Annotated in this window: 22 protein-coding genes and 1 tRNA gene; 4 read left to right on the forward strand and 19 right to left on the reverse strand. The window is 61.5% G+C overall.

Annotation, left to right across the window (positions count from 1 at the left end):
- Positions 1-485: 485 nt before the first annotated feature.
- From ACOY6C_RS00645 to ACOY6C_RS00670, 6 genes are all read right to left on the reverse strand, one after another.
- Positions 486-818: an HdeA/HdeB family chaperone gene (locus ACOY6C_RS00645; RefSeq protein ID WP_420903543.1), complete on the reverse strand. Its 333-nt coding sequence runs from the start codon at positions 816-818 to the stop codon at positions 486-488.
- Positions 819-1026: 208 nt separating this feature from the next.
- Complete coding sequence (locus tag ACOY6C_RS00650; protein ID WP_420903544.1) at positions 1027-2067, reverse strand: TIGR01620 family protein; 1041 nt, start codon at positions 2065-2067, stop codon at positions 1027-1029.
- Positions 2064-3506, reverse strand: a complete 1443-nt coding sequence (locus ACOY6C_RS00655; RefSeq protein WP_420903545.1) for a YcjX family GTP-binding protein — start codon at positions 3504-3506, stop codon at positions 2064-2066. The genes ACOY6C_RS00650 and ACOY6C_RS00655 overlap by 4 nt, the downstream gene beginning before the upstream one ends.
- Complete coding sequence (locus tag ACOY6C_RS00660) at positions 3503-4336, reverse strand: hypothetical protein (RefSeq protein WP_420903546.1); 834 nt, start codon at positions 4334-4336, stop codon at positions 3503-3505. Before ACOY6C_RS00660 ends, ACOY6C_RS00655 begins: the two co-directional genes overlap by 4 nt.
- 88 nt (positions 4337-4424) lie before the next feature.
- Positions 4425-6125 carry a hypothetical protein gene (locus tag ACOY6C_RS00665; protein ID WP_420903547.1) on the reverse strand — a complete coding sequence of 567 codons (1701 nt, stop codon included), beginning with the start codon at positions 6123-6125 and terminating at the stop codon, positions 4425-4427.
- Between the two features lie 110 nt (positions 6126-6235).
- Complete coding sequence (locus ACOY6C_RS00670; RefSeq protein ID WP_420903548.1) at positions 6236-7105, reverse strand: ParA family protein; 870 nt, start codon at positions 7103-7105, stop codon at positions 6236-6238.
- Positions 7106-7208: 103 nt separating this feature from the next.
- Here ACOY6C_RS00670 and ACOY6C_RS00675 point away from each other — a divergent pair, with 103 nt between their 5' ends.
- The gene (locus ACOY6C_RS00675; protein ID WP_420903549.1) at positions 7209-7400 is read left to right on the forward strand and encodes a hypothetical protein; all 192 of its coding nucleotides are present in this window, start codon (positions 7209-7211) and stop codon (positions 7398-7400) included.
- A gap of 109 nt (positions 7401-7509) precedes the next feature.
- Positions 7510-7716 (forward strand): hypothetical protein, encoded by a 207-nt coding sequence (locus ACOY6C_RS00680; RefSeq protein ID WP_420903550.1) that lies wholly within the window; start codon positions 7510-7512, stop codon positions 7714-7716.
- Here the strand turns inward: ACOY6C_RS00680 and ACOY6C_RS00685 are convergent.
- From ACOY6C_RS00685 to ACOY6C_RS00740, 12 genes are all read right to left on the reverse strand, one after another.
- Positions 7703-8437 (reverse strand): hypothetical protein, encoded by a 735-nt coding sequence (locus tag ACOY6C_RS00685; protein ID WP_420903551.1) that lies wholly within the window; start codon positions 8435-8437, stop codon positions 7703-7705. The two genes, ACOY6C_RS00680 and ACOY6C_RS00685, sit on opposite strands and share 14 nt — an antisense overlap.
- A gap of 3 nt (positions 8438-8440) precedes the next feature.
- Positions 8441-9124, reverse strand: coding sequence for a nucleotide-binding protein (locus ACOY6C_RS00690; protein ID WP_420903552.1), 684 nt, complete (start codon positions 9122-9124; stop codon positions 8441-8443).
- A gap of 328 nt (positions 9125-9452) precedes the next feature.
- Positions 9453-9929 (reverse strand): hypothetical protein, encoded by a 477-nt coding sequence (locus ACOY6C_RS00695; protein ID WP_420903553.1) that lies wholly within the window; start codon positions 9927-9929, stop codon positions 9453-9455.
- 61 nt (positions 9930-9990) lie between these two features.
- A complete protein-coding gene (locus ACOY6C_RS00700; RefSeq protein WP_420903554.1) occupies positions 9991-10419 on the reverse strand; it encodes a hypothetical protein in 429 nt (142 codons plus the stop codon).
- Positions 10420-10481: 62 nt separating this feature from the next.
- Positions 10482-11132 carry a hypothetical protein gene (locus ACOY6C_RS00705; protein ID WP_420903555.1) on the reverse strand — a complete coding sequence of 217 codons (651 nt, stop codon included), beginning with the start codon at positions 11130-11132 and terminating at the stop codon, positions 10482-10484.
- Positions 11133-11468: 336 nt separating this feature from the next.
- Positions 11469-11855 carry a hypothetical protein gene (locus tag ACOY6C_RS00710; RefSeq protein WP_420903556.1) on the reverse strand — a complete coding sequence of 129 codons (387 nt, stop codon included), beginning with the start codon at positions 11853-11855 and terminating at the stop codon, positions 11469-11471.
- Between the two features lie 417 nt (positions 11856-12272).
- Positions 12273-13022 carry a hypothetical protein gene (locus ACOY6C_RS00715; RefSeq protein ID WP_420903557.1) on the reverse strand — a complete coding sequence of 250 codons (750 nt, stop codon included), beginning with the start codon at positions 13020-13022 and terminating at the stop codon, positions 12273-12275.
- A gap of 5 nt (positions 13023-13027) precedes the next feature.
- Positions 13028-13744 carry a hypothetical protein gene (locus tag ACOY6C_RS00720; RefSeq protein WP_420903558.1) on the reverse strand — a complete coding sequence of 239 codons (717 nt, stop codon included), beginning with the start codon at positions 13742-13744 and terminating at the stop codon, positions 13028-13030.
- Positions 13744-17391 carry an efflux RND transporter permease subunit gene (locus ACOY6C_RS00725; RefSeq protein WP_420903810.1) on the reverse strand — a complete coding sequence of 1216 codons (3648 nt, stop codon included), beginning with the start codon at positions 17389-17391 and terminating at the stop codon, positions 13744-13746. The genes ACOY6C_RS00720 and ACOY6C_RS00725 overlap by 1 nt, the downstream gene beginning before the upstream one ends.
- Before the next feature lie 248 nt (positions 17392-17639).
- Positions 17640-18824 carry an efflux RND transporter periplasmic adaptor subunit gene (locus ACOY6C_RS00730; protein WP_420903559.1) on the reverse strand — a complete coding sequence of 395 codons (1185 nt, stop codon included), beginning with the start codon at positions 18822-18824 and terminating at the stop codon, positions 17640-17642.
- 87 nt (positions 18825-18911) lie between these two features.
- Positions 18912-19307, reverse strand: coding sequence for an SCP-2 sterol transfer family protein (locus ACOY6C_RS00735; RefSeq protein WP_420903560.1), 396 nt, complete (start codon positions 19305-19307; stop codon positions 18912-18914).
- Positions 19308-19557: 250 nt separating this feature from the next.
- The gene (locus ACOY6C_RS00740) at positions 19558-20331 is read right to left on the reverse strand and encodes an ABC transporter permease (RefSeq protein ID WP_420903561.1); all 774 of its coding nucleotides are present in this window, start codon (positions 20329-20331) and stop codon (positions 19558-19560) included.
- Positions 20332-20526: 195 nt separating this feature from the next.
- On the opposite strand from ACOY6C_RS00740, the gene ACOY6C_RS00745 reads away from it, so the two are divergent.
- Positions 20527-20616, forward strand: a tRNA-Ser gene (locus ACOY6C_RS00745).
- Between the two features lie 337 nt (positions 20617-20953).
- On the opposite strand, the gene ACOY6C_RS00750 is transcribed toward ACOY6C_RS00745, so the two are convergent.
- Positions 20954-21853: an ATP-binding protein gene (locus ACOY6C_RS00750; RefSeq protein WP_420903562.1), complete on the reverse strand. Its 900-nt coding sequence runs from the start codon at positions 21851-21853 to the stop codon at positions 20954-20956.
- 54 nt (positions 21854-21907) lie between these two features.
- On the opposite strand from ACOY6C_RS00750, the gene ACOY6C_RS00755 reads away from it, so the two are divergent.
- Positions 21908-22855, forward strand: a complete 948-nt coding sequence (locus ACOY6C_RS00755; RefSeq protein WP_420903563.1) for an outer membrane lipoprotein-sorting protein — start codon at positions 21908-21910, stop codon at positions 22853-22855.
- Positions 22856-22884 lie beyond the last annotated feature (29 nt).

Genomic DNA, 22884 nt, shown 5'->3' on the forward strand with positions numbered 1-22884 from the left:
CTCGCCAGATTGCGCAGCAAGTTGAGAGGCACGAATCGATTTTTTCGATTCGTGCCGGTTTGATGATTCCATTTAGGGAATCACCAAACCGCCTCTGAAGATAGAGCGGCCTGCAACGTGCCTGTGCGGCATCTCTCTTCTGCTGGCCTGTTGCTGCGGCATCTCTCTTGTCAGTTGGCCTGTTGCGCGGCCTGCCTCGGCCCGTTTGAGGCAAGGCAAGCCCCCATCGTTTGCCAAAGGCGCAAACGATGGGGGCTTGCAAGGCTGCGCGCGGCGCATTTTTCGCCAAAATCGCGAAAAATGCTTCTTTGTGAAGAGCGCGCTAAAATCAAAGTCAAAACCCTGGGAGAGGAATCTCCCAGACGCTCTCTTTTTTTTCAACGATCACGTCAAAAGCAAAACCCTGGGAGAGGAATCTCCCAGACGCTCTCTTTTTTTTCAACGGTCACGTCAAAAGCAAAACCCTGGGGGCGTCTTGAGGCGCCTCAGTGCTGAATCCCCTTGCTCTTGGCCGCTTCCAGAAGGTTCGTCTTGGGATTCGAGGCACAATGATTGGCCAGACGCTCGGAGAAACGGGTGAAATCACTCGGCTTCCATACCGTGTCCCCGGAAACGCCGCTCAGATAGCCATCGATCCACATCAACACCACGCCGATATCCTCCTCGTCTCCCTCCGCAGCCTCCTTGAGGAACTGTCCGCAGGTGTAGGAGCCGAAATCGATGTTGCCTGAATCCTGGCTCTGCTTTTTGGCGTGAACCGGATTCATGGCCAACAACACGGTGCAGAATGCAAGTGAAGAAAAAATCAACTTTTTCATGATGGAACGCCTTACATGGAATCGGAGAACAAGAGAAGGTGGTATAGATCGAGAAATTGATTCTATCAATCTACAGAATTGAGAATGCCAGATCACCACCAGCCTGTCAACCGGTGGCCAAGAGAAACATGCAGGATGGGGGCGCCCGCTCACCCCCGGACCGTGGCGCTTATCTGGCGATCAGCAAAGAGCGTCCGTCTTGGTCGGATCACCCCTTCGGACCGGTCAACGCCGCCTTCAACTCCCTCCGGATCCGCCCCAGACCCGGTTCGTCGGCCTTGGGAAAAGGAATCGGTCGGCACAGGCGCAGACAACGCAAACCCACCCGCGCGGTGAACAGTGCGTTGGTGGCCGCCTGACCGGCTCCCGCCAGAGCGGCGCCGGTCAGGGTATCCCCAAGCGCCTCGGCGGCGGATTTGGCCAGCACGTCGCCCGATCCTGCGGCCAGCATCCCCTCGGCCACATGACGCATCAACACAAAGGTGCCCGCCGGTCCGGGACGCAGACCGTATACCTGGGCGATCTCGCGCATCATGCGCAGGTTGCGCCAGAAAAACAACAAAGCGTCCAGCAGCGCCAGGGGGCTGAGCACCGCCAGAAAGGCCGCCGAGGCGGCATGCTTGCCGATGATGCGCAAGGCGGCCTCGTCCAGGGGTTTCAACGCCCGCTGGGAGAAAAGCGTCAACGCCTCCCGATCTCCCAGATGGGCCTGGTTGAGGGCGCGGAACGCCTCCAGGGCGTCGCGCAACTCCGGACGCTCGGCGTGTTGATCGACCAGCCGGCGCAGCAGGGGTTGGGCATTGCCGAAACCATCCTCGGCCATCAACCGCGCCGCCTCGGCACGCTGTCCGTCCTGTGCCCGAATTGCCTTCAATCCGCGCAGCTCCCTAAGCAACGCCGAAATCAGCACAGAGATCAACACACCCACCAGGCCGCTGAAAAACAACCCCAGTCCCACATGCAGCCGGAACTGTTCCACGAGGAACAGGACGCTCTCCTCGATGAGAATGCCGGCCAGCAGCAAAAAAAACGACCAGAAGAACCAGCGCCAGCGTCGCCCGGAACCGGCTGCCCCCGGTGACTCGCCAAGTGGCGGCAATGGATCGGAAAAACCGTTGCCCGGCTCCTCCTCCTTGACCGGTTCGGCCTCGGTGGGTGGTTGAAACGTGGGCGTGACGCGCGGTGAATCGGCGATCAGGGGGTCTGGAGAAAGCTCCACCGGAGCTGTCCAGGTCGGGCGGCTTCTCATCGCAACTTATCCCCCAACAGAAACTCCAACGCCTGATCCAAACGGATGTGCGGCGGGGCCAATCCTTCGGTGTCCGGGGGTCGGCGCGGCTCGAACTCCATGAAATGAAACCGATGGGTATCCCAATCCTCGGCCTCGGGGAGGGCATCCGGGATTTCGCCGGGGAAAAGCAGCGTCTCTCGTTCGCGACCGCGTGGCGTCCCCTGAACGAACGACAGGCGGCGTCCCTGGTGCTCCCGCATCACGGTGCGGGTGCAACGCAGCGAGGCCAACGGCTGGGTCTGGATCTCCACCCCCTGGAACGAGGCGTCGTTGGCCGAACGGGCCACCAGGCGCCTCAGCAGACGTTCCAGATTGGGGTGCTGGTCTGCGGCCACGTAGTCGGCCTTGGTGGCGGCAAACAACAGCCGGTCGATGCGCGGATTGAACAGCCGGTTCAACAGATTCGACGGGCCATGGCGAAAATGGCCCAGAATCGCCTCCAGGGCGGCGCGCATGTCGGCAAAGGCCCCCGGACCGCGATTCAACGCGCCGAGCAGGTCCAACAGCACGATCTGGCGATCGAAGCGGGAGAAGTAACGTTTCAAGAACCCCTCGGCCACCAGTTTCTGATAGGATTCGAATCGTCTGGCCATCTCCTCGCGCAGCGAACCGGGGATCACCCCATGGGCGCCGGGCGGCGGCAGGGGACAGAAGGTCAACAGCGGTGCTCCCTTCAGATCCCCCGGAATGGTGAACCGTCCGGGTTGCAGAAAGCTCAAACCCACTTTCGAACTTTTGCAGGCGAGCAGAAAATCGGTGTAGAGCCGCGCCGACTCCCGCAAGGTCTCATCCGTGGCCTGGGCCGTGGGATCCAGGCGGGTCAGATGATCCCGCCACTGGGCGGACAACGAACGTCGCGGCTCCTCCTCGCAGTGACGCAACGTCTGCTCGGACCACGCCTCGAACGAGAGCTGCAACATCGGCAGATCGATCAGCCATTCGCCGGGATAGTCGATGATATCCAGATGCAAGGTGGCCGAGGAGGTCAAACGGCTGCTCAGGATGCCGGACGGCTTGTACCGGATCGCCAGCCGGATCTCGCTCAAGGCATCGGTGGGTACCGGCCAGGTGGGTTTGTTGCCCAAAAGCGACCGCATGTACCGCTCGTAGGTGAAGGCCGGCACATCCAGATCCGGTTGCAGCATCACCCGTGTGCCGAGCAGACGGTTTTCACTCGCCACGCTGAAGTTCGGCAGATTGGCCCCTTCCAGGGCGTGCAGCAGATGGTGGATCAGCGTGGTGGTGAAGACGGTCTTGCCGCTCTGGTTCAACCCCGTGACCGCCAGCCGCACGGTGCGATCCATGGTCAGATGGAACAGCTCGTCGAGATGGCGTCCGACCTGATTGGCATGCCGGCTCACTTCCTTGGAGCCAAAAACCCGTAACAGATTCTTCATGGTTGATTCATGGCCGGAGGACGGGGCGCGGTTCGATCGAAACGTCGCGCCGGGGGTCTGGAGGAGTCGGTGGATGGAGCGCCGCCCGGTTTGGGAAGCAGGGTGGTGATTTCGGGCGATGGCGCGGTTGCCGGCTCGGGAGGCGTGGCCGGCTGGTTGAAGTAGGCCTGGCTTTGCACCAGACCCGGCGTGCGCGCCGACAGCGACTCGATCTCCTGATTCAGCTCCGTCAGACGGGCCTCGCGTTGTTTGAGCTGCGCCTCCAGGGTCACCCGCGCCTGACGCGCCTCCCCGGCCTCCCGCGAACTCTCCTCCACCAGGGTGAAGAGCCGGAACACCTCGGTCTGCAACTGCTTGATGCGCGCCTCGCGACCTGCCAGCAGGCTCTCTTTGTTTTCGCCTTTTTCGACCGTTTTTCCATCAGGCTGGACGTCCGTGTGAGAGGCATCCCCCTTGCGATCCACAGGAGCGGTCTTTCCGGCCTCGCGCGCCTCCAGGGCGCGCCGCAGGGTCTCGTTGCGGGCGGTCAGGTCCGCCACCTCGGCGCGCAGCAGGGTCAGGCTCGAGGCCTCAGCCGCAGCGGAGGGGGGCAACGGCTTCCCCCCATCTCGCCCGGCGGAAGGGGCATCCCGGCCCTGAACATTCCCCTCCTGGGCCAGAAGCCGCGCCGACAACTCGGTGTTCTCGGCACGCAAACGGCGCGTCTCAGCCTCTGGCGGCTCCGCCGGACGCGGCTGGGGCTGGACGGTCACCAGAATCAGCACGAAAAACAGCATGCCGACCAGAAGATCGAGTACGAGAAGCGGCATGCCGAGTGAAAGGGCCTTCATGGGTTCGGTTGAATCTGCTTAAAGTAAAGGGTCCAATCCCAAATCCATCCGAATGTCCGGCCCGAACATGCGGGCCGTGTCATCCTGGTCACGTCAATCCAGAGATGTTGCGCGTCCGACGGCTGAAAAATTGTTGATACAACGCCGATACCCCTTCCTCCCGACCAACCGACTCCACCACCTGCCGCGCCCGATCGCCATCGAACTCTTCGATCACCTGCGCCACGATCTGCTGGTTGTTGCGTGCCAGCCGTTCCAGAAGCGCCTCCGCCGAGCGGGCGAAACTCGAGGACATGCGCTCGTTGAACCCCTCCACAGCCGACACCAACGCCTCCACGGCCTCGCGATTGGCCCGAATCGACCCTTCGCTGGCGCGGCGCGTTTCGCGGGCCAGCTCGCCCAATCCGTCCAACCCCTCGGATTGCCGCTCCAGGGAGCGGGCCGCCAGCTCCATGCGATCGACGATCCGCATCCACGACTCCTGCTCGTCACGCGATACCATGGCCGATGCCTCGACCGGACGGACCAGCAGGGGCTGGATCTCCCGCGCCAGATGCAACGCCAGCTCCCGCGCCAGTTGACGCCCCTCCTCGCGCAAGGAGTCCACCAGCGGGCGCCAGGCGGTCGGATCCAGTCCGATCAGCGTGGTGCCGGTCCCCTCGACGAGCATGGATTCGCCCGGCATGGGCAGTGGCGCGGATGGAAATTCAGGCAGGCGTTCGCGGATCAGATCGCGCAGTTTGCCATTCTCCTCGCGCAGGGCGGCGATCATCGGATCCAGGGAGAGCGGCGCGGGGGAGGGGACGGGGGCTGGCGGTGCGTCGGGCAGCCGTTCGCGGATCAGATGACGGAGTTTGTCGTTCTCCTCGCGCAGGGCGGCGATCATCGGATCCAGGGAGAGCGGCGCGGGGGAGGGGACGGGGGCTGGCGGTGCGTCGGGCAGTCGTTCGCGGATCAGATGACGGAGTTTGTCGTTCTCCTCGCGCAGGGCGGCGATCACCGGATCCAGGGAGAGGGTGACGGGCGTCTGACGCGCCCCATCCGTCCGGACGGCCAGGGGGGGCTGCCCCGTCCCTTGTCCCAGCTGTTGCATCGCGAGCAGTTGCGCGTGCAGAAGCTGCTCGCGGGAGACGAACGGGAAGCGCTGCGCCAGTTGATCGCAGAGGAGGGTCAGCTCTTTTTTCAGCCGTCCGCGCCAGACCCGCGCGCGCCAGGAGAAAAGCCAGGCGGAGAGCAGACCCGAGATCGAGGCGAGAAATTTGAAGGCCGCCAGGCCGAGCAGGTCACGGACCGCCTGTTGGGTGGCGGAAGGGTCGTTGGGCGCCAGACCCGTCGAGGCCACCTGCAAGGCGCCGAGCAGACCGACGAAGGTGAACAGCACCCCGGCCCCGATCAGCTGCAACGGCAGAAAATTTAGCCGTTCCGCGTGGCTGTTGGATTGGGAGAGGGTGGTCAGATCGAACAGGGTGGCGGGTTGCACGCCGCGCATGATCGGGGAGTTTGGGGTGTCGTGATCGATCAGGGTGGCCACAAAGGCGCGCCAGGCCGGAGCCAGCCTGGGCAGCCCCTCCATGCCGGCGTGCAGACGACGGAGATGGGGCGCGAACGCTTCCGGTTCGTCCGGGGTTGCGTCGCACAGCTCCCGCGCCGAACGGATCTCCTGGCGCAACGGCTCCAGCCAGGCATCGCGGGTGAACCACCAGGCGGCGATGGCCCAGACGGGCAGCAGATCCGCCGCGATCCAGGGGAGCGCGGGATGGTTGAGCAGATGAATCAGCCATTCGAACATGACGCGTGCTCCGCGTGGGTCAAATCCGGTTCACGGGGTTGTCACGCCCCAGATGTCACCAACGCCACGGCCCCCATCCCGGTGACCAGGGAGACCAATCCAGGCCGTTTTCACCCCTCCACGGCGTTCCAGCGTCGGAACGCCTCGATCACCACGGCCTTCACATGGGCGTGATAATGGCCGTAACGCTCGCGCAACGATCCGGCCAGGCTCCCGTCATCGGTGGCGGCGGTCAGGGTCTGGGCATTGGGCAGGACGTTTTCGAACACCGGAATCCCCAGGCGTTCGGCCAGGGCATGCACCTGTCCGATGTTGCGTTGATACTGTTGCCCCCGTTTGTCCGCGCGGTTGAGCAGCATGCCCAGACAGAACGGTCGCTCCCCGCCGCCGCGTTCACGGGCGTAGCGGATCATCTCCAGGGTGTTCGGCAGCGCCTCCAGGGAGAAGCGCGATACCTCCACCGGGGTGATCACCGAATCGCTCATGATCAATCCGTTCACCGCCAACAGATTGCGCTCGTCGATGTTGCCGGGCAGATCCATCAGCACGATGTCGCAGCGCGTGGCCAGAAAGGGACGCAGCTTCTCACGCAGGGTGGTGAGACGATGGAGGGGATTGACCTCGAAGGCGAATCCGCTCGCCTTGTCCGAGACCAGCACCGCGACTTCGCCGATCGCCGTGGCGCGTCCCTTGACCGGCGTCGCAGGACGACGGTGCAGATAGTTCTCGATCGCCACCGGTTGTCCGGCATCCAGGCGCCGCGCCAGATCCCCCAAGGTCAGGCCGCTCCGACGGGCCTCTTCCAGCGTGTCCTGTCCCAACAACGCGGTCCCGCATGACCCCTGAGGATCCAGATCAAGCACCACAACCCGCAATGGACGATCACGAATCACCAGCGAGGCGAGAAAATCGGCCATGAACACGGTCAAGGTCGATTTGCCCACGCCGCCTTTGTTGTTGTAGATGGCGATCGCGTACATGCATGGACCTCAGGCAGCGGTGGAGGTGTTCCGTCGAGCCGGCATGATCATTGCATTAATCATCCCTGAAACCTGCTTCCCCAAAGCCTCGAAGGAGACTACCATGAGCCGTGAAATCCAGGCACTGCAAGACAAAGTGAACTTCCTGCGCCAGACCCCCCACGTTTACGACATCGTGACCACCCATTGCGGCGTCAAGGATCTGACGAACCTCAAGGGCATCAGTCCGAGTTCCCTGCAACGGGTGCAACGCTACGTGGATTACTACTACGGGATCTTCGCCTATCCGTATTGAGACCGGTTGCCACGCCGCTCCGAATTCCCCCGCGACATCGGGGAGCTTGCCGCGCCAACCGCCTGCCAGCTCCCCGATCTTTCCTCATGCCGGGCATCGATCCGGTCTGATGCTTCGGTCCTGCGCGCGCCGTCGTGCCGTCCTCTCGACCAACCGTCCTGTCTATCCGGTCGCCGTTTTTCCGACCAACCGTCCCATCCATCCGGTCGCCGTTTTTCCGACCAACCGTCCCATCCATCCGGTCGCCGTTTTTCCGACCAACCGTCCTGTCTATCCGGTCCAGTCCCCCCCTGGAGGGGGCGTCACCACGGCATGAAGCGGTTGATGAAGCTCATGGGCCGCGACGCGCTGTTCATGTCGTAACTCATCACGTTCATCGCGCCGGTCATGGCATGCACCGCCTGTCCCATGGCCGCGACATTTTGATTGATCGGCGCCAGAACGCTCATCTTCTGGTTGATGTCGGTCATGCTCTTGTCCATGTTCTTGATGCTGCCGTTGAGCGAGGTGACGTTCTGGTTCATGCTCGCGACGTTCTGGTTCATGCCGTTGACCGAATCGGTGATGTTCTCCATGTTTTCGGCCATGTTCTGCAGATCCACGGACATGGTTTCCATGTTGTCGCTGATGTACTCGAGATGGGTGGACATCAGTTCGATGTTGTTGGAGAGCATGGCGATGTGGTTCGAAAGGCTCCCCATGTTCACCCCCATCTTCGGGTCGATGGAGGAGGCCATGGTGCGGATGTCCTGGGTGAGGCTGTAGATGAGGAAAAAGCCATACATCGCCAGAATGATGAAGGCAAACAGCGACGGATAGACGATCAACTCCCAACGACGGGCGCTCTTGTCGAAACTTTTGGCGAACTCGGACAGGATCATCGCCGAACATTCGCCACACTCCCGGTAACGTCCGGCAGGCACGATCGGCATGTTGGGCGGCATGGATTTGATTTTGGGCGCGGCTTTTTGACCGTCCATGCTGTCCGGGCTGATGGGGTCCTGGGGAGGTTCCCGCGGCGTGACGGTGTCCGACATGGATCAGGCTCCTTTTTTGGATGTGCGCGTCACCGGTTGCTTGCCGGTTGAGACCAGTTCTGGATAGAGCGGTTCCATCAGATCCAGAAACTCCTGGGTGGCCTTGCCGCTGGGCGACAGTTCGAATACCGCGCGCCCTTCGCTGAACGAGCGTCGATAGGCGGTACGCTGGGCGATGCGGGTTTTCAGAACCGTCACCCCTGGCAAGGTGCCCAGGGCGGCTTCGGTTTCGTCCGACTCCCGCAGCATGGGATGTGTATCGGCGCGGTTGATGAAAAGATAAATTTCCGGTCGCTTGTTCCGGGACGAGGCGGTTTCCTTGATGATGTCCAGGAAACGGGCCGTGGACCACACATCCGCCTGACTCGGCGGGACCGGGGAGATGATGCGATCCGCCTGGGCGATCGCCTGGCGCATGGCCCAAAGGTTGGAGGCGCCCACGTCCACCAGCACCTCGCCTTGATGATGGGCCATGATGCGGGCTGGGTCGCTCTCGGAACGATAGACCTTGATGTCGGGTTGGACCCCCTCTTCGCGGCGAACCTCGATGGCATCGCTCAAGGTGGCCTGGGGATCGAGATCGAAGGTGATCACGTTTTGGCCACGACGCGCCAGCCAGACCGCCATGTTGAAGGTGATCGTGCTTTTGCCACAGCCGCCTTTCAGGTTGCCAACGACGGTGATCATCCGCGCCTCATTGAGTTCCTTGACCGCCTTTGGGTTGATCGTAGCTCCAACTGACGGAGCTGTCTTCCAGGATCTTCCAATCTACGCAATAATTATCAAGAATTCAAGTCTCCACTTATGGATCTGGTCAAGTGGCGGTGATAAGCAGACTCGATGGGATCGGCTCCTTCCCCCCCCCGACCGTGGAGCTTCACGGCGAATCGACCGAATGGGGGCAGCCCCCCCTCACCCTTCCGACCCTGGAGTTCCAGGGCAAAAAAAAGGGCGGCCCAAAGGCCGCCCCCATGCAGGATACGTTCCAGAGAACGTATGGACGCGCAAGCCTGACTTACTTGCCAGCCGGAGCCGCTTCGGCGGGAGCGGCGGCGGGAGCCGGAGGAGCACCCCAACCCGGAGCGCCACCCCAACCACCCGGAGCGCCACCCCAACCACCACCCGGAGCGCCACCCCAACCACCCGGAGCGCCGCCCCAACCCGGACCATAACCATAACCGGGATTCCAGCCGTTGTTCCAGCCGTTGTTCCAGCCATTGTTCATGTTGTTGTTCCAGCCGTTGTTCATGTTGTTGTTGCCGGAACCAGAGGCGTCACCGCCCATGTTGAAACCGAAGTTGCCGGAGGCGCGGCCATTGCCGTTGCCGGAGCCGTTGTTGCCCCAGTTGTTGCCCCAGTTGTTGTTGCCCCAGCCGTTGTTGTTGCCCCAACCCGGGCCATTTCCCCACCATGCGGAAGCTTCCGGCGCCGTCAGCAGCGCGCCAGCACCCAACAGAACCGCCACTGCCAGCACCTTCATTCCAATTTTCATGATAATCTCCACTTTAGTATGTGATTGTGAGGGCTAATCGTTGCTGCCTTACGTCAAACTTTTACCACCAGCCGCCAGGTCCCCAGTTACCGGGCCCGTTGCCGGGTCCCCAGTTGCCGGGCCACCAACCGCCTGGCCCACCGTTCCAGGGACTGCCCCCATTGGGTCCCCAGCCGTTGTTCCATCCATTGCCGTTGTTCCAGCCGTTGTTCCAGCCGTTGCCATTGTTCCAGCCATTGTTCCACAAATTGTTCGCCCAACCGTCCATGTCGCCATCGATGGTGATGGTCAGATTGCCACGGGCGCGACCATTGCCGTTGCCGTTGCCATTGCCCCAGCCGTTGTTGGACCAGCTGTTGTTGTTGCCCCAGCCGTTGTTGCCCCAGCCGTTGTCCCACGGACCCCACCAGGCGGACGCACTCTCCGGGAGGGCCTGACCCAGAACGGTCAAGACTCCGGCCAAGGCCAGAATACGCGCGGATCTCTGCATGTCCCAAGACTCCTTGTCATCAAGAGTAGTGTCGGGCGGTCCGGAATTTTCCAGCCACCCCATTACCACCAACTGCCCCGGCGATAACCGTCGCTCCACGGACGGTAGGAACGCGGGGCGGCTTGTGGTTCGTCCTCGGGCAGTCGATAACCCGGCCCCAGGCGCGGACGCTCGTAGTAGGAGGGGTCATGCCAACGCCGCTCCGCGCGCGGATCCAGTGGCGGCTCGAGGGTATCCCAGGGGGGGAGTCCCGCCCCGTAGTAGCCGCGACCCCGATCCCAGTCGCCGGTGGCCGCCCAGCCGAGAGATCCTGGGTCGTTCCAGGGATTCCCGTAACCAGGCGGATGGGAACGGCCAGGATAGGGACTGTTTCCGCCCCAAAGTTCCCACTCCGGATAGGGTGAACCCCGTTCGGCGACACCCCATGGATCGTACAGCGGCATGTAACGATACATCTCGCGCGACTCGCCACGTCGTGCCGCCGGGTCATATTCATGGCTCCGGCGTCCATCCACCGGTTCCCGCATGCGCGGTTCCCCGCGCCATCCCTCGCCGCTTTGCTCCTGCGGGGATTTCATTTCGCGCATGAACGAGCCCATGAACTTGCCCATGCGTTGTCCCATCTCCGTGGCGTCACCCTGATCCGTGGCGCCCATCACCCCGGGCATGCCCGGCATGCCAGGGGTGACGGACATGCCGGGTACGGAGGGCATGACTTCTGCGATGGGATTACCGGCGTCCGCGTCCGCCGTCGGACCCATCCAAAACAGTCCGATGGTCGCGGCAAAAACTAAGTTTTGATAACGCAGAGAGATCCTCATGGAGTCACCGCTGGATCGTTGGTTCGAAAATCGTGCTTCGAGCATACGTTTATCGACCCATGATATCAATTTATTCAGTGACGAAACCAGGGGAGAAATCCCTCCGCAGCTATTATTCGTATATGATGAATTTCTAATATACCCATTCCGGGACGATTGCAAGGGAATTTTCATCGTCGGCTCATTTTTTTGACCAAAAAAGTCAGATTTAGGTTCCTGGATGCCATGTCAAGGCGCTTGCTTTTGATAGTCCTTGGGAATTTGAAACAGTTCCACAGGTTGAGTGCCCTCCTGGATGTTGGAAAGTTCGACTTGCAAACCATCCATGTATTGTTCCCGGATGGCGATTCCCAGCCGAGGGTCGATCCAAAGATGGGCCTGGGGGATTTCACGCTGGTCGGGACCGCGTTGCGAGATCTCCCAATGGATGGTTTGCCGACTATCGATTTTTTCGGTTCCAACCTGACGACAGATGAGCGATTTATCGCGTCGGCAGGGTCCATCTGGATCATCGGGCAGGGGAGGTCGGTTTTGGCTGACACCTTTGCGCTCGGAATATGTTTTTTGTTTTGGCAAAAGTATCCATAAAGTTTTTTCTTTGGCGAGGTGAATCATGACGACCGGGATATCATCCCGTTGCGACTCTCCACGCACCCCATCCGGGGAAACGAACAGTTTTCCACGGGTTTGGATCCATTTTTTTTGGGGAACCTCCCGTGGCGAGGCGCCACGGGCCGACGGGACCGGAGGTCTGGCCCCCTCCTGGACGATTTCGGGTCGGGAGCGGGTGACCTCTGCGGAGAAGGGAATCGGGGTGGAATCGGCATGGGCGTTCAAGGCCCACCCAACCCACGCGAGCAGCAGGGTGCGGGCCAGGAACGGATGGCGATGGCGACGCGCGGAGTGGTTCAAGTTGGGCATGGTCGCATGGCGGGAGTAGGGGAGGGAGGTTGAGAAACAGCCAGGACAAAAAGCCCGCCCAAGGCGCAACACACCACGAACCACAAGGCTCGCGTCAACGCCAGGGCTCCGTCAGCGCTCTTCGGGCCAATAGCGACCGCCGGAGGAACCGGAGCCGCGTCCCAATGTCCGTCCGTCATTCCGGAACCGCTCATCCTCGTAGCCGTTCGGGCCTGGATCCCGGTCGTCATACCCACGCTCCCGATACCCCCCGTCGCCCCAACGACCGCCGCCCCGCGAATACTCGCGCTGATAGGGGCCATCCCAACGCGACGAGCCACCACGCGATTCATGGGGATCGTCCCGGTAGCCGGATCGGGAGCCCGTGGAATCACGGGAGCGGGCCGGTCCGTCATTCCATCGCTCGCTGACAGGGGGACGATCCCCGGCAGACGAGGAAGAACGCTCCTCCATTTCATAACGATTCGGACCACCCCCGCCATTCGGACCACCCGACTCCTCCCACTGGGAGGGGACATGACCCCAGGGACGACTCGGACGGCGCGATTCATCATTCCAACCCCGCCCCCAGCCACGCGCCTGGCCGGACGGAGGGGGCGCATCATCCCGTCGTCCCTCGCGCCACTGAATGCCGCGATCATCCTCTTCGTAGTCGCGACGCGGGGCGGGCGGGCGGATCTTGAACGGGGTACGCTCGGGATCGACTCGATAGAACCCGGAATTCCATTGGGTATCCTCTTCGGCCCAGACATGGGCCGACCATCCGGCCATGACCCCGAAAACCAGCGCGAACGACAGGGTGACGCCCTTCGGCGTGCCACCAACTCCCCACCAACCCATCTGACGCATCGACGATTCCATCGGCCTCATCTCCAGGGATTGCCGTCCTGCCCATACCACTCACTGCCGGGATTCCAACCATCCCCGGAAGGGGCGGAATCGCTCAGGGGACCCGTCGGCAGCATCAAAACGCCGCGCGCCGGCATCTCGCCCGAAGCGCCCGGCGGTTCCAGGCCGGCGGGACGTCCGCGTCCGTTCGGTACCGGCGGAGGCGGCGCGAACAGAGGATCCGCACCGCTTAAAAAACCCTCTTCCAGCCGTTCGTTGGACGGCGGATTGGCATGGTCGCCCTTGACCCCGCCAGAGATCCCTGGCCCGAACTCCGTACGCCTGGACAGGCCACGTCCACCTCCCTCCACACCCCGCTCCGCTGCCGATTCCAAGGGTTTTCTCTCGGCCACGGGCGGTTGTCGGCCCTCCTCGCCGCGCTTTCCAGGCGGGGGACGACGTTTCTCCTCCTTGCCTGTGCCCGGCGTCCGCGCCGCTGGCAGGCCCGGAGGTGCATCCTCGGCCCGTTGAAACAGGCTGTCATCCATGAGATTCAACGGTTTTTCAGATCCAGGATCACCGGAATCCGCCGGGCTTCCCCACCAACGGAAACCGCCTCCGCGCTCGGATGGCGCGCTCTGCTGGTTCGGCAGAGTCACCGGCTTCTCCTCGCCAAAAGCCCAGAGCGGACCCGCGATCACGCAGCCGATCGCCGTCATCGCGACCACCACCCCGCCATGCGCGCCACCCCTCATCAACCGTCCCCGCGCGGTTCGTCCGTCTTGCCGTGGTCGCTCTTCAAGCGAATCCCACGCCTGGTCACCGGTTTCGGCCTGTTCTCCTCGGCACCGTTCTCGACCGGTTCGACCTTGGGATCGGGCGACGGGTCGCGGCTCTGGGGCGACTTGGATGCGGGGGCGGAGGAGTCGTCCAGCCGGGCGACCGGGGAGGGATCGACCGCCTTCTCCACCGACGCGGACTCGGCGACCGGCTCGGGATCCAGCACCACGGGTGCCATCGGCTGGGGAGTTGCCGGTTTTGGCCTGGCTTTGACCTTGGGTTTCTTCGGTCGGAAGATCAATCCCCAGAAAAGCTGCCAGATGGCGAGCAGAATGCCGGTCCGGGGGGCTTTGGTCACCTTGACCCCCGGCTTGGGAGCCGAGGCGTGGGGCAGGTCGGCCTCGCAGGCGCCGTCGAGTCGCCCGCCACCACGCGAGGGGGGCAGATGCTCCGGATCAACAAAGGCATGGCTCGCGCTCACGCAGCCCAGCGGAATCACCAGCAGGGTCAGAAGCGTCGAGACCAGGGAGCCGAACAACAACGAAATCGCCATGCCCTGGAAAATGAAGTCCCCCAGAATCACGCTCGATCCGGCCACCAGCGCCAGGGCGGTGATGATGATGGGCCGGGTGCGCGCCTTGCACGACAGGATCACCGCGTCACGCACGCTGGTGCCGCGCATGATCTCCTGCTTGGCGAAGTCCACCAGCAGGATCGAGTTGCGCACGATGATGCCAGCCAGGGCGATGAAGCCGATCATCGAGGTGGCGGTGAACTTGGCGTTCAGCAGCCAGTGACCGGGCAGAATCCCCAACAGCGTCAACGGGATCGGCGCCATGATCACCGCCGGCAGCACGAAGTTGCCAAACTCCCACACCACCAGCATGTAGATCAGGATCAAGGCCACGCCAAAAGCCAGCCCCATGTCGCGGAAAGTTTCATAGGTGACCACCCACTCGCCGGTCCACTCGAAGGCTGAATGGGTGTAGCTCTTGGGCGGTCCCATCATCTCGCCGGTGATCTTCACCCCGTCCGGCGCGGTGTAGTTCTTGAGCATCGCCTCCACGTCCATCATGGCGTAGATCGGCGCGTCCAGACGTCCCTCCACCTCGGCGGTCACATACTCCACCGGGCGCAGATCCTTGTGGAAGATGATCGGATCATGGGGCTGCTTGACGAAGCGTCCCAACTCGCCCAAGGGCACGATCTTGCCCTGCGGGTTGACCAGCGGCAGGTCGCTCAGGCTCGAGATGTTGGAGCGCACCCCCATCGGCACCTGCAACACGATGTAGGTCGGCTCGAGCACGCTGCCGCGCTTCACGTCGCCCACCTGGGCCCCGCCCATGGCCATGCCGAGGTTGCGGTTGATGGCCTCCACCGTGATGCCGCGGCGTACCGCCTTTTCGGTGTCCACCTCGAAGCGCCAGATGTCGTAAGGCTCGCGCATGTAGGTATCGACATCCACCAGGGAGGGCGATTTCTTGAATATCTCCTCCATGTCCCGCGCCAATTTGCGACGGGTGTCGGCATCCGGGCCGGTCACCTCCGCGACCACGGATTGCAACACCGGCGGTCCGGGCGGCATCTCCACCACCTCGATGTGGGCCCCGACCTCGCGCGCCATTGGGGTGAGCAGCTTGCGCGCTTCGATGGCGATGTCGTGGCTGGTGCGCTTGCGTTTGCTCTTGTGCAGCAGTTGCACCTGAATATCGGCCTGCCAGGCATCCTGACGGAGATAGTAGTGACGCACCATGCCGTTGAAGTTGAACGGGGAAGCGGTGCCTACGTAGGTTTGCAGCGCCGTGACCTCCGGGATCTGGGTCTTGAGCGCCTGGGTCATGCGCCGCGCCAGATTGGTGGTCTTGGGCATGGCCGTCCCTTCCGGCATGTTGATCACCACGTTGAACTCCGGCTTGTTGTCGAGCGGCAGGATCTTTACCGTGACGTCCGTGGTGTAGAAAAGCAGCATGGACAGAAAGAACAGACCGATGAGCAGAAACAGGAAACCATACCCCTTGACCTTGCTGTCCAGCAGGGTGGGAATGATCCAGCGGAAAAATTGCTCCAGCCGTTCCGAGCTTTTAATCTCCTTGTCGGAGTGGTGGTGCAGAGAGCGCATGCTCGGTTTGATGAGTTGGGCCAGCCACGGGGTGAAAATGAAGGCCGCAAAGAGCGAAAAAAGCATGGCCACCGATCCCAAAGCCGGGATCGGCAGCATGTAGGGGCCCATCATGCCGCGCACGAAGCCCATGGGCAAAAGCGCCGCGATCACGGTGAAGGTGGCCAGGATGGTGGGATTGCCCACCTCGCGCACCGCGTCGATGGAGATCAGATGGCAGCACTTGTCCTCCATCAGCCAGCGCCGGTAGATGTTCTCCACCACCACGATGGCGTCATCCACCAGGATGCCGATGGAGAAGATCAAGGCGAACAGACTCACCCGGTCGATGGTGTATCCCATGATGAGCGCCGCGAAGACGGTCATCAGGATCACCACCGGGATCACGATCAGGGTCACGGTGGCCGGCTTGAAACCGAGGGCGAACCAGACCAGCACCGTGACCGCCATGGTGGCCACCAGCAGCTTGAAGAGCAGTTCGTTCACCTTTTCGTTGGCGGTTTCGCCGTAGTTGCGGGTCACGGCCACGTTGACGTTCTTGGGGATCAGGCGTCCTTTCAGCTCCTCGATCTTGGCGAGCACGCCATTGGCCACGGTGACGCCGTTGGCCCCTTTCTTCTTGGCGATCGCGATGGTCACCGCCGAGGATTGATTGGCCGTGGGACCGTTCGGATCCGCCGCCGGCCCGGTGGTGTAGGTGACCATGCGCTGGGTCTCCTCCGGACCGGAGAAGACCTCGGCCACGTCGCGCACCCGGATCGGCTGGTCGCCGTGGGTGCCGATCATCAGACGGGCCACGTCATGGGCGTTCTTCAAGAAGGCGCCGGAGTAGACCTGAAAACCCATGTCCGAGGATTCGACGCTGCCCAACCCCTTTTCGCTGTTGGCGGTGCGGATCGTCTGGGCGATCTGGTCCAGGGTGATGCCGTAGCCGCTGAGTCGTTCCGGGGAGACCTCGACCCGGATCTGTTCCGGGCGCCCGCCGACCACGAAGCTCTGGCTGGCGTTCTCCACCTCGTTGAGCTTCTGCAGCACGTCCAGGGCCAGGATGCGCAGCGAGGAGTCATCCACGTCGTTGGACCAGAGGGTCAGGGTCACCACCGGCACGTCATCCACCGCCTTGGGCTTGACCAGGGGTTTGGTCACGTCCGGCGGGATGAGATCCATGTGGGATTCGAGCTTGTCGTAGAGCTTGACCAGGGATGCCTCCATGTCCTGGCCCACGTCGAACTCCACGGTCACCATCGCCTGACCGCGCAACGAGGCGGAATAGACGTGTTTGACCCCCTTGATTTCGCTCATGATCCGCTCAAGCGGTTCGGCCACCAGGGTGGAAACCTGATCTGCCGATGCACCGGTGTAGCGCACGAAGATGTCCACCATCGGCACCGAGATCTGCGGATCCTCCTGTCGCGGGGTGAGGATCAATCCCATGATCCCCATGGCCAGACAGGCAAAGAGCAGCAGCGGCGAGAGCGGCGAGTGGATGAAGGTTTTGGCCATCGAACCCGCCACCCCGAGATTGTGCGTCAGGGTGGTGGGAGTCGGGGGAGGGGGCAGCGAATCTTTGTGGAATGTCGTCATGTTCGCGCTTCCGGGGCTCGGGGTTCGGGGCCACCGCTTTGGGAGAGGTCTTTAAGGGGTGAAGCGACATGCGTTGCCGAGGTCGCTCCGGATGGGCACGCTCCGTGGAACCCATTTTGACGGGGGCTCCACGGGTGGAACGCGCGGGGCGTTCCCCGCACGTTGTTCTAGTGCTGCTTCTCCATCTTTTTGCCAGCGGGATTGGTGGACGAGGGGCTCCAGTCTGTGGCCATGCCGCTCGGCGGGGTGGCCAGGATGCGCTCGCCGATCGACAGACCCGACAGCACGCTCACCGACTTGTCGTCCACGAAGCCGCCCAGGCGGATCATGCGCAGTTGGGGTTCATCCCCCTTGTGGTCCGGGGCGATCAGCACCGCCGGCAGACTGCCACGCCAGATGACCGCAGCCTTGGGCACGATCGGCATGCTTTTCACCGGCGTGGTGACATCCGGGATCATCACCTCGGCGTACATGCCCGGACCGCCCGGCGCATCCTTGGGCAGATCGAGCTTGACGGTCACCGTGTGCCGCTGGGCATCGGCCATCGGATAGATCTGCGCCACCTTGGTTTCGATGCGGGTGTCTCCCACATCGAGCTTGGCCGGAATGATCATATCCTTCTGGACGCCGGGCATCAATCGGGCCGGGATGTCCACCTTGACCTGAAGATGGCGCGTGTCCGCGAAGGTCAGAAGGGGCATGCCGGGTTGCACGGTATTCCCCTTTTCGATGTGCTTGGCCACGATCACGCCGGAGAAGGGGGCGATCGATTTGGTGTCGCGCAGCTTGGCCTCGAGTTCCTGCAATTTGGCCTGGGCCTGGGTACGGCCCGCGTAGGCCTGATCGATCTGCGAGCCCTGATTGTAGATGCGGGCGCGCCGGGTGAGTTCGGGGTTGTCGATGCCGATCATGCTCGACATGGGCCGGGTGACCATGTAGTCCCACATGCGCGGCATGGCCATGCCGGTGTTGTCGGCGCCGCCGTAATCCGAGCCGCTGTAGACCTGACGGGTATACTGGACCCGGGCATTCTTCCAGTTGACATCCGCGGATTCGAGGGCCGCCTGGGCCGAACGGCGCATGGCCAGCAGGTCATCGTTGTCCAGGGCCACCAGGACGGTTCCGCTCTTGAACCAGTCACCCTCCACGCCGGCGATGTACTCGACCCGTCCAGGCATCTGCGCGGTGAAGGCGACCTCTTTGAAGGGGACCACGGTACCGCCCAACGTCGTGGTGGAACCAATCGAGCCGGCTTCGACCGTGATGATGTTGCCATCGGCGCGCGTCTGGGGAGCGGCCAATGTCACCATGAACGCGGAGAGAAGCGCGATGAACGTTTTTTGGTTTGTCATGACGTGCGTGCCCCCTTGACTGGCGATGAAGACCCCGACCTCCGTGAAGAGGTCGGGGCGTTCAAACCATCGATAATTATGAGATTTTTATACCCGTCCCATGACGGTGAACGACTTGATGAACGGGCCGGCCATGCGCGGATCCTTGATCATCGCGCCATAGTCGCCCACCTCGAACTTGAGCTTGCGGGTGGTGTAGGCCATGCCCAGCCCCATCATGCCCAGCCCCTTTTCGATCCACTTGTTCCAGCTCTCTTCGCTGGCGCGCAGATCCCAGTTCACCTCTTCTCCGGCATAGGCGCCACTCTTGACCGCCTTGCCCCCCTCGATCACCAGCACCCCGCGCGGTGCGTCTTCGCCATCGATGCCGTAGGCGATGGTGGAGTTGAAACCGATCTTGGCCAAGGCATCGGCCAGTTCCGATTCGTTGTTCCATTCGGTTTGAAAGCGGTTCATCCATTGTGCGGAAAACAGGTCAGCCATGTGTGTGGTTCTCCTCTATTTTTCATTAACAGGGCTGGATCGGCGCGGGATGCGACCCGCTTGGACCCTTGTACAAAATAGCCCTCGATTATAAGAGAATCCTGTTGCGTTCGCCAAATTTTTTTTACCGATGTCGCACTCTAAGGCGCGATTCACCGGTGGTGGCGATGGGGATACACCCATCATGCCAAGTTGGTTTGGCCACGAATGACGCTCCGCAACCTATGAATCGGCAGGTTGGGACGGGAACTTAAACGATGATGCGTTTTCGGATACGATTTACCGCCAGGGGGAAGCAGAGTGCGAGGAGTGCGAGGAGTGCGGCGAGGTGCCAGAGCGGGTATTCGAACGGCAGTCCGGTGGTGAGGGGACGGATCAGGGCGACGACGTGGGTGAGGGGGAGGAGTTGGGTGGCGAGCGTGAGCGGGAGGGGCAGGGTATCGACGGGGAAGAACACCCCGCAGAAGAGGAACATGGGAGTGATGATCAAGGTGAAGTAATACATGAAGAAATCATAGTTGGGCGCGGTGGCGGTGACCACCATGCCCATGGAGGCGAAGACGAGACCGGAGAGGAGCACCACCGGCAGGGCGAGCAGGGCGGTGGGTGCGGTGACCGAGCCCATGAGCCAGCCGACGAGCAGGATGGCCGATCCGGAGAGGAGGGATTTGGTGGCGGCCCAGGTCACCTCGCCGGCGACGATATCGGCGATGCTCACCGGGGTGGCGAGCATGGCGTGGAAGGTTTGTTGACGGGTCATGCGGGTGAAGCTGTTGTAGATGGACTCGAAGGTGGCGGCATACATGGAGTTGGAGGCGAGGATGCCGGCGGTGAGGTAGACCGCATAGGGGATTTCGCCCATGGTTTCCACGTAGCGACCCAGACCGTAGCCCATGCCGAGGAGATAGAGGAACGGTTCTCCGAGGTTGCCGACGATGGAGGTGGCGATGTTCTTGCGCCACACCAGGAAATGGCGTCGCCAGACGTGCACGAAGAGCGGGGAGGGGAGGATGGTGTGTCTCATGGGGGGTGCATCATGCCACGAACCGGCCCGAATGGGAACCGTGTACCGGCGGAGGTGACACGTTCTCTGGCGGTCATGGTCCGGATCCACGGCGCCGGGTGTCAAAATGCTTGCCAAAACGGATCGGGTGGGGTAGAATGTCATTTCCGGTCGGCGATTAACGATAAGACGCGATACCGATCCGAACCGGCGCGCGGAGGAGTTCCAGAGCGGTTGAATGGGACGGTCTCGAAAATCGTTGTGGGGGTAACCCCACCCAGGGTTCGAATCCCTGCTCCTCCGCCATTTAGTTTTATCTAAAATTCTTCGGTTATCGATTCTCCGGCATCCTCTGCCAAAAACTCACAATGAATTCAAAGGTTACCCAACGGTTTCGGAGAACATACCGCATCCGTTCCCGCCCTCCCATGGCCATTCCTGGCTGTCAGGCGACATGAGAAACTGACCCCCTGGCGACACGAAGAATTGACCCCCTTCCCTGGGAAGGAGGAGAGATGACATTAACCTAAAGATTCGGTTTCAATCCTTGGAAACGCGAGCAATCCTTTTTCAACTTCCAGGATGTGATTCGCACGCTGCACGACGTGGGCGGGGCGACCATCGTGCTGATCGGCGAGGAGGATCACCGCGCGCGAGCTGGCGATCCACGCCTCGACCGGTGAGGTGGCGGTGCGGGAGACCTCGGCGCGCAGGTATCTGACACGGTTGAGCAAGGCGGGATATCTGCGGCTGGAGACGGATGGTCGCTATCGGTTTCTGCCGGGCGCGGATACCGGGCCGCTGGCGCCGATGACCATGCGCACCAAGTTCGTGTTTGACCCGAACGTAACGAAATATGCGGTCCGGGCAGCGATGCCATGCGGATGGTGGGAGATGAACGGGCGGAATCTTTTGGTGGCGCGCGCCAGTTGGGGCGAGGCGATCCCGGAATGGCTGTCGCCACAACGGGATCGCCGAACACTTCTCCCCATTCGCCCACGCCACGATTACGGGTCACCAGCATGCTGCCTCGCTCGTAGCGTTTTGAAACCAATTGAAAAAACAAATAAGCTGCATTGGCTTCCAAAGGCAGATAGCCCCGTTCATCCACGATCAGCAGTTTCGGTTTGGCAAACGGGCTCATTTTTTCTTCCAGTCGTCCTGCCAGGTGCGCCTTGGCCAAAGTCGCCACCAAGAACGGCGCCGTGGTGAACAACACTGAATAACCCCGTTCAATCGCTTCCCGACCCAGGGCTACCGCCAAATGAGTTTTGCCAACACCTGGAGAACCCGGCAGTAACACCGCATCGCCATTGCCGACCCAACGGCAGGCCGTCAGTTCGCGGGTTTGTTTGGGTTCCAGGGCAGGCTGAATTTCAAAGTCAAAACCGTCCAATGTCCGCACGAATGGAAATTTTGCCATGCTGACGCTGTGAAATGGGTTCAAGTTTGACCCAAAATATTCGAAAATAACCTGATCAGAAAGCGCAAGCTTAAAAAATTTGCATATTTTACAGTCTTTGCTTGTTTCTTTTTTGGCCATAGAATAAACTTCCAAAACACCTTCACTTACAAGATTCTATAGGGATGCATCATTATGAATATCAAGATTTTTTTATTGGCAGGCTCCTTGTTGCTGGCTTCTCAGTCCGCCCATGCCGAAAACGTGCCACGCAATCTGCCCTATCCGAAGGGGACGCCCAACGCGGAAGAGGTCGCCAAACAGGTCTACTACGTCAATCATTTTTACGCCGTCAAAAATTTCTCCATCGAAAAGGGACAGAATGGCAGCATCACCGTGATCGCCTCCCGTGGCATGGGTGAGGAGCCGATGATCAACACGGTTGAACGGTATCTGAACAACGAATACAGCGATGGCGAGACCAAGGCCAAGGATCTGGCCATTTTCCGCTCCGGAAAACTTAATGGAACCGGGATGTTGATCGTGGATTTCGTGGATGACGCCAAAAGCCAGGCCTACTCCATCTGGTTGCCGGCCCTGCGCAAAATCCGCCGTTTTGCCCAACCGGCGTTCGACGATGCCTGGGGCGGCACGGATTTCACCTTCGAGGATGTTACGCTGCGTAAGCCGCACCACGAAACCCATGAACTGCTGGGCAAGGAGAGCTTCAACGACTGCCTGATGGCCATGGAGTTGACCCCTGCCCAGGCCAAGGGCAATCTGGCCAATCTGCATAAACCGGCTTGCAATCACAAGGGGCGCGAGGTCTACAAGCTCAAAAGCACCACCCAATTCAAAAACTGGTGGTACGACTACCGCATCAGTTATGTAGATACCCAGAGCTTCGCCGACTATCGCACCGAGTTCTTCAAGGAGAACAAAAAAATCAAGGTGATCGACCGCGACTGGGCCCCCATGGGACTCTCCGACCTGCGCGCCTTGAAGTGGCGTTACTGGTATGGACGCAATTTCGTCACCAATCACGAAACCATGGCCAGCATTCCGGATGATGTGGCGCAGTGGAACACTGCCAAGGAAGAGGGGCTCTGGAGTGAGCAGACCTTGAGCAAAATCAATCGATAATTCAGGCGTTCACTCTTAGGGAAGCAAGG

Origin of the sequence: Candidatus Magnetaquiglobus chichijimensis (assembly GCF_045865675.1) — a bacterium.
Classification (GTDB): domain Bacteria; phylum Pseudomonadota; class Magnetococcia; order Magnetococcales; family Magnetaquicoccaceae; genus Magnetaquiglobus; species Magnetaquiglobus chichijimensis.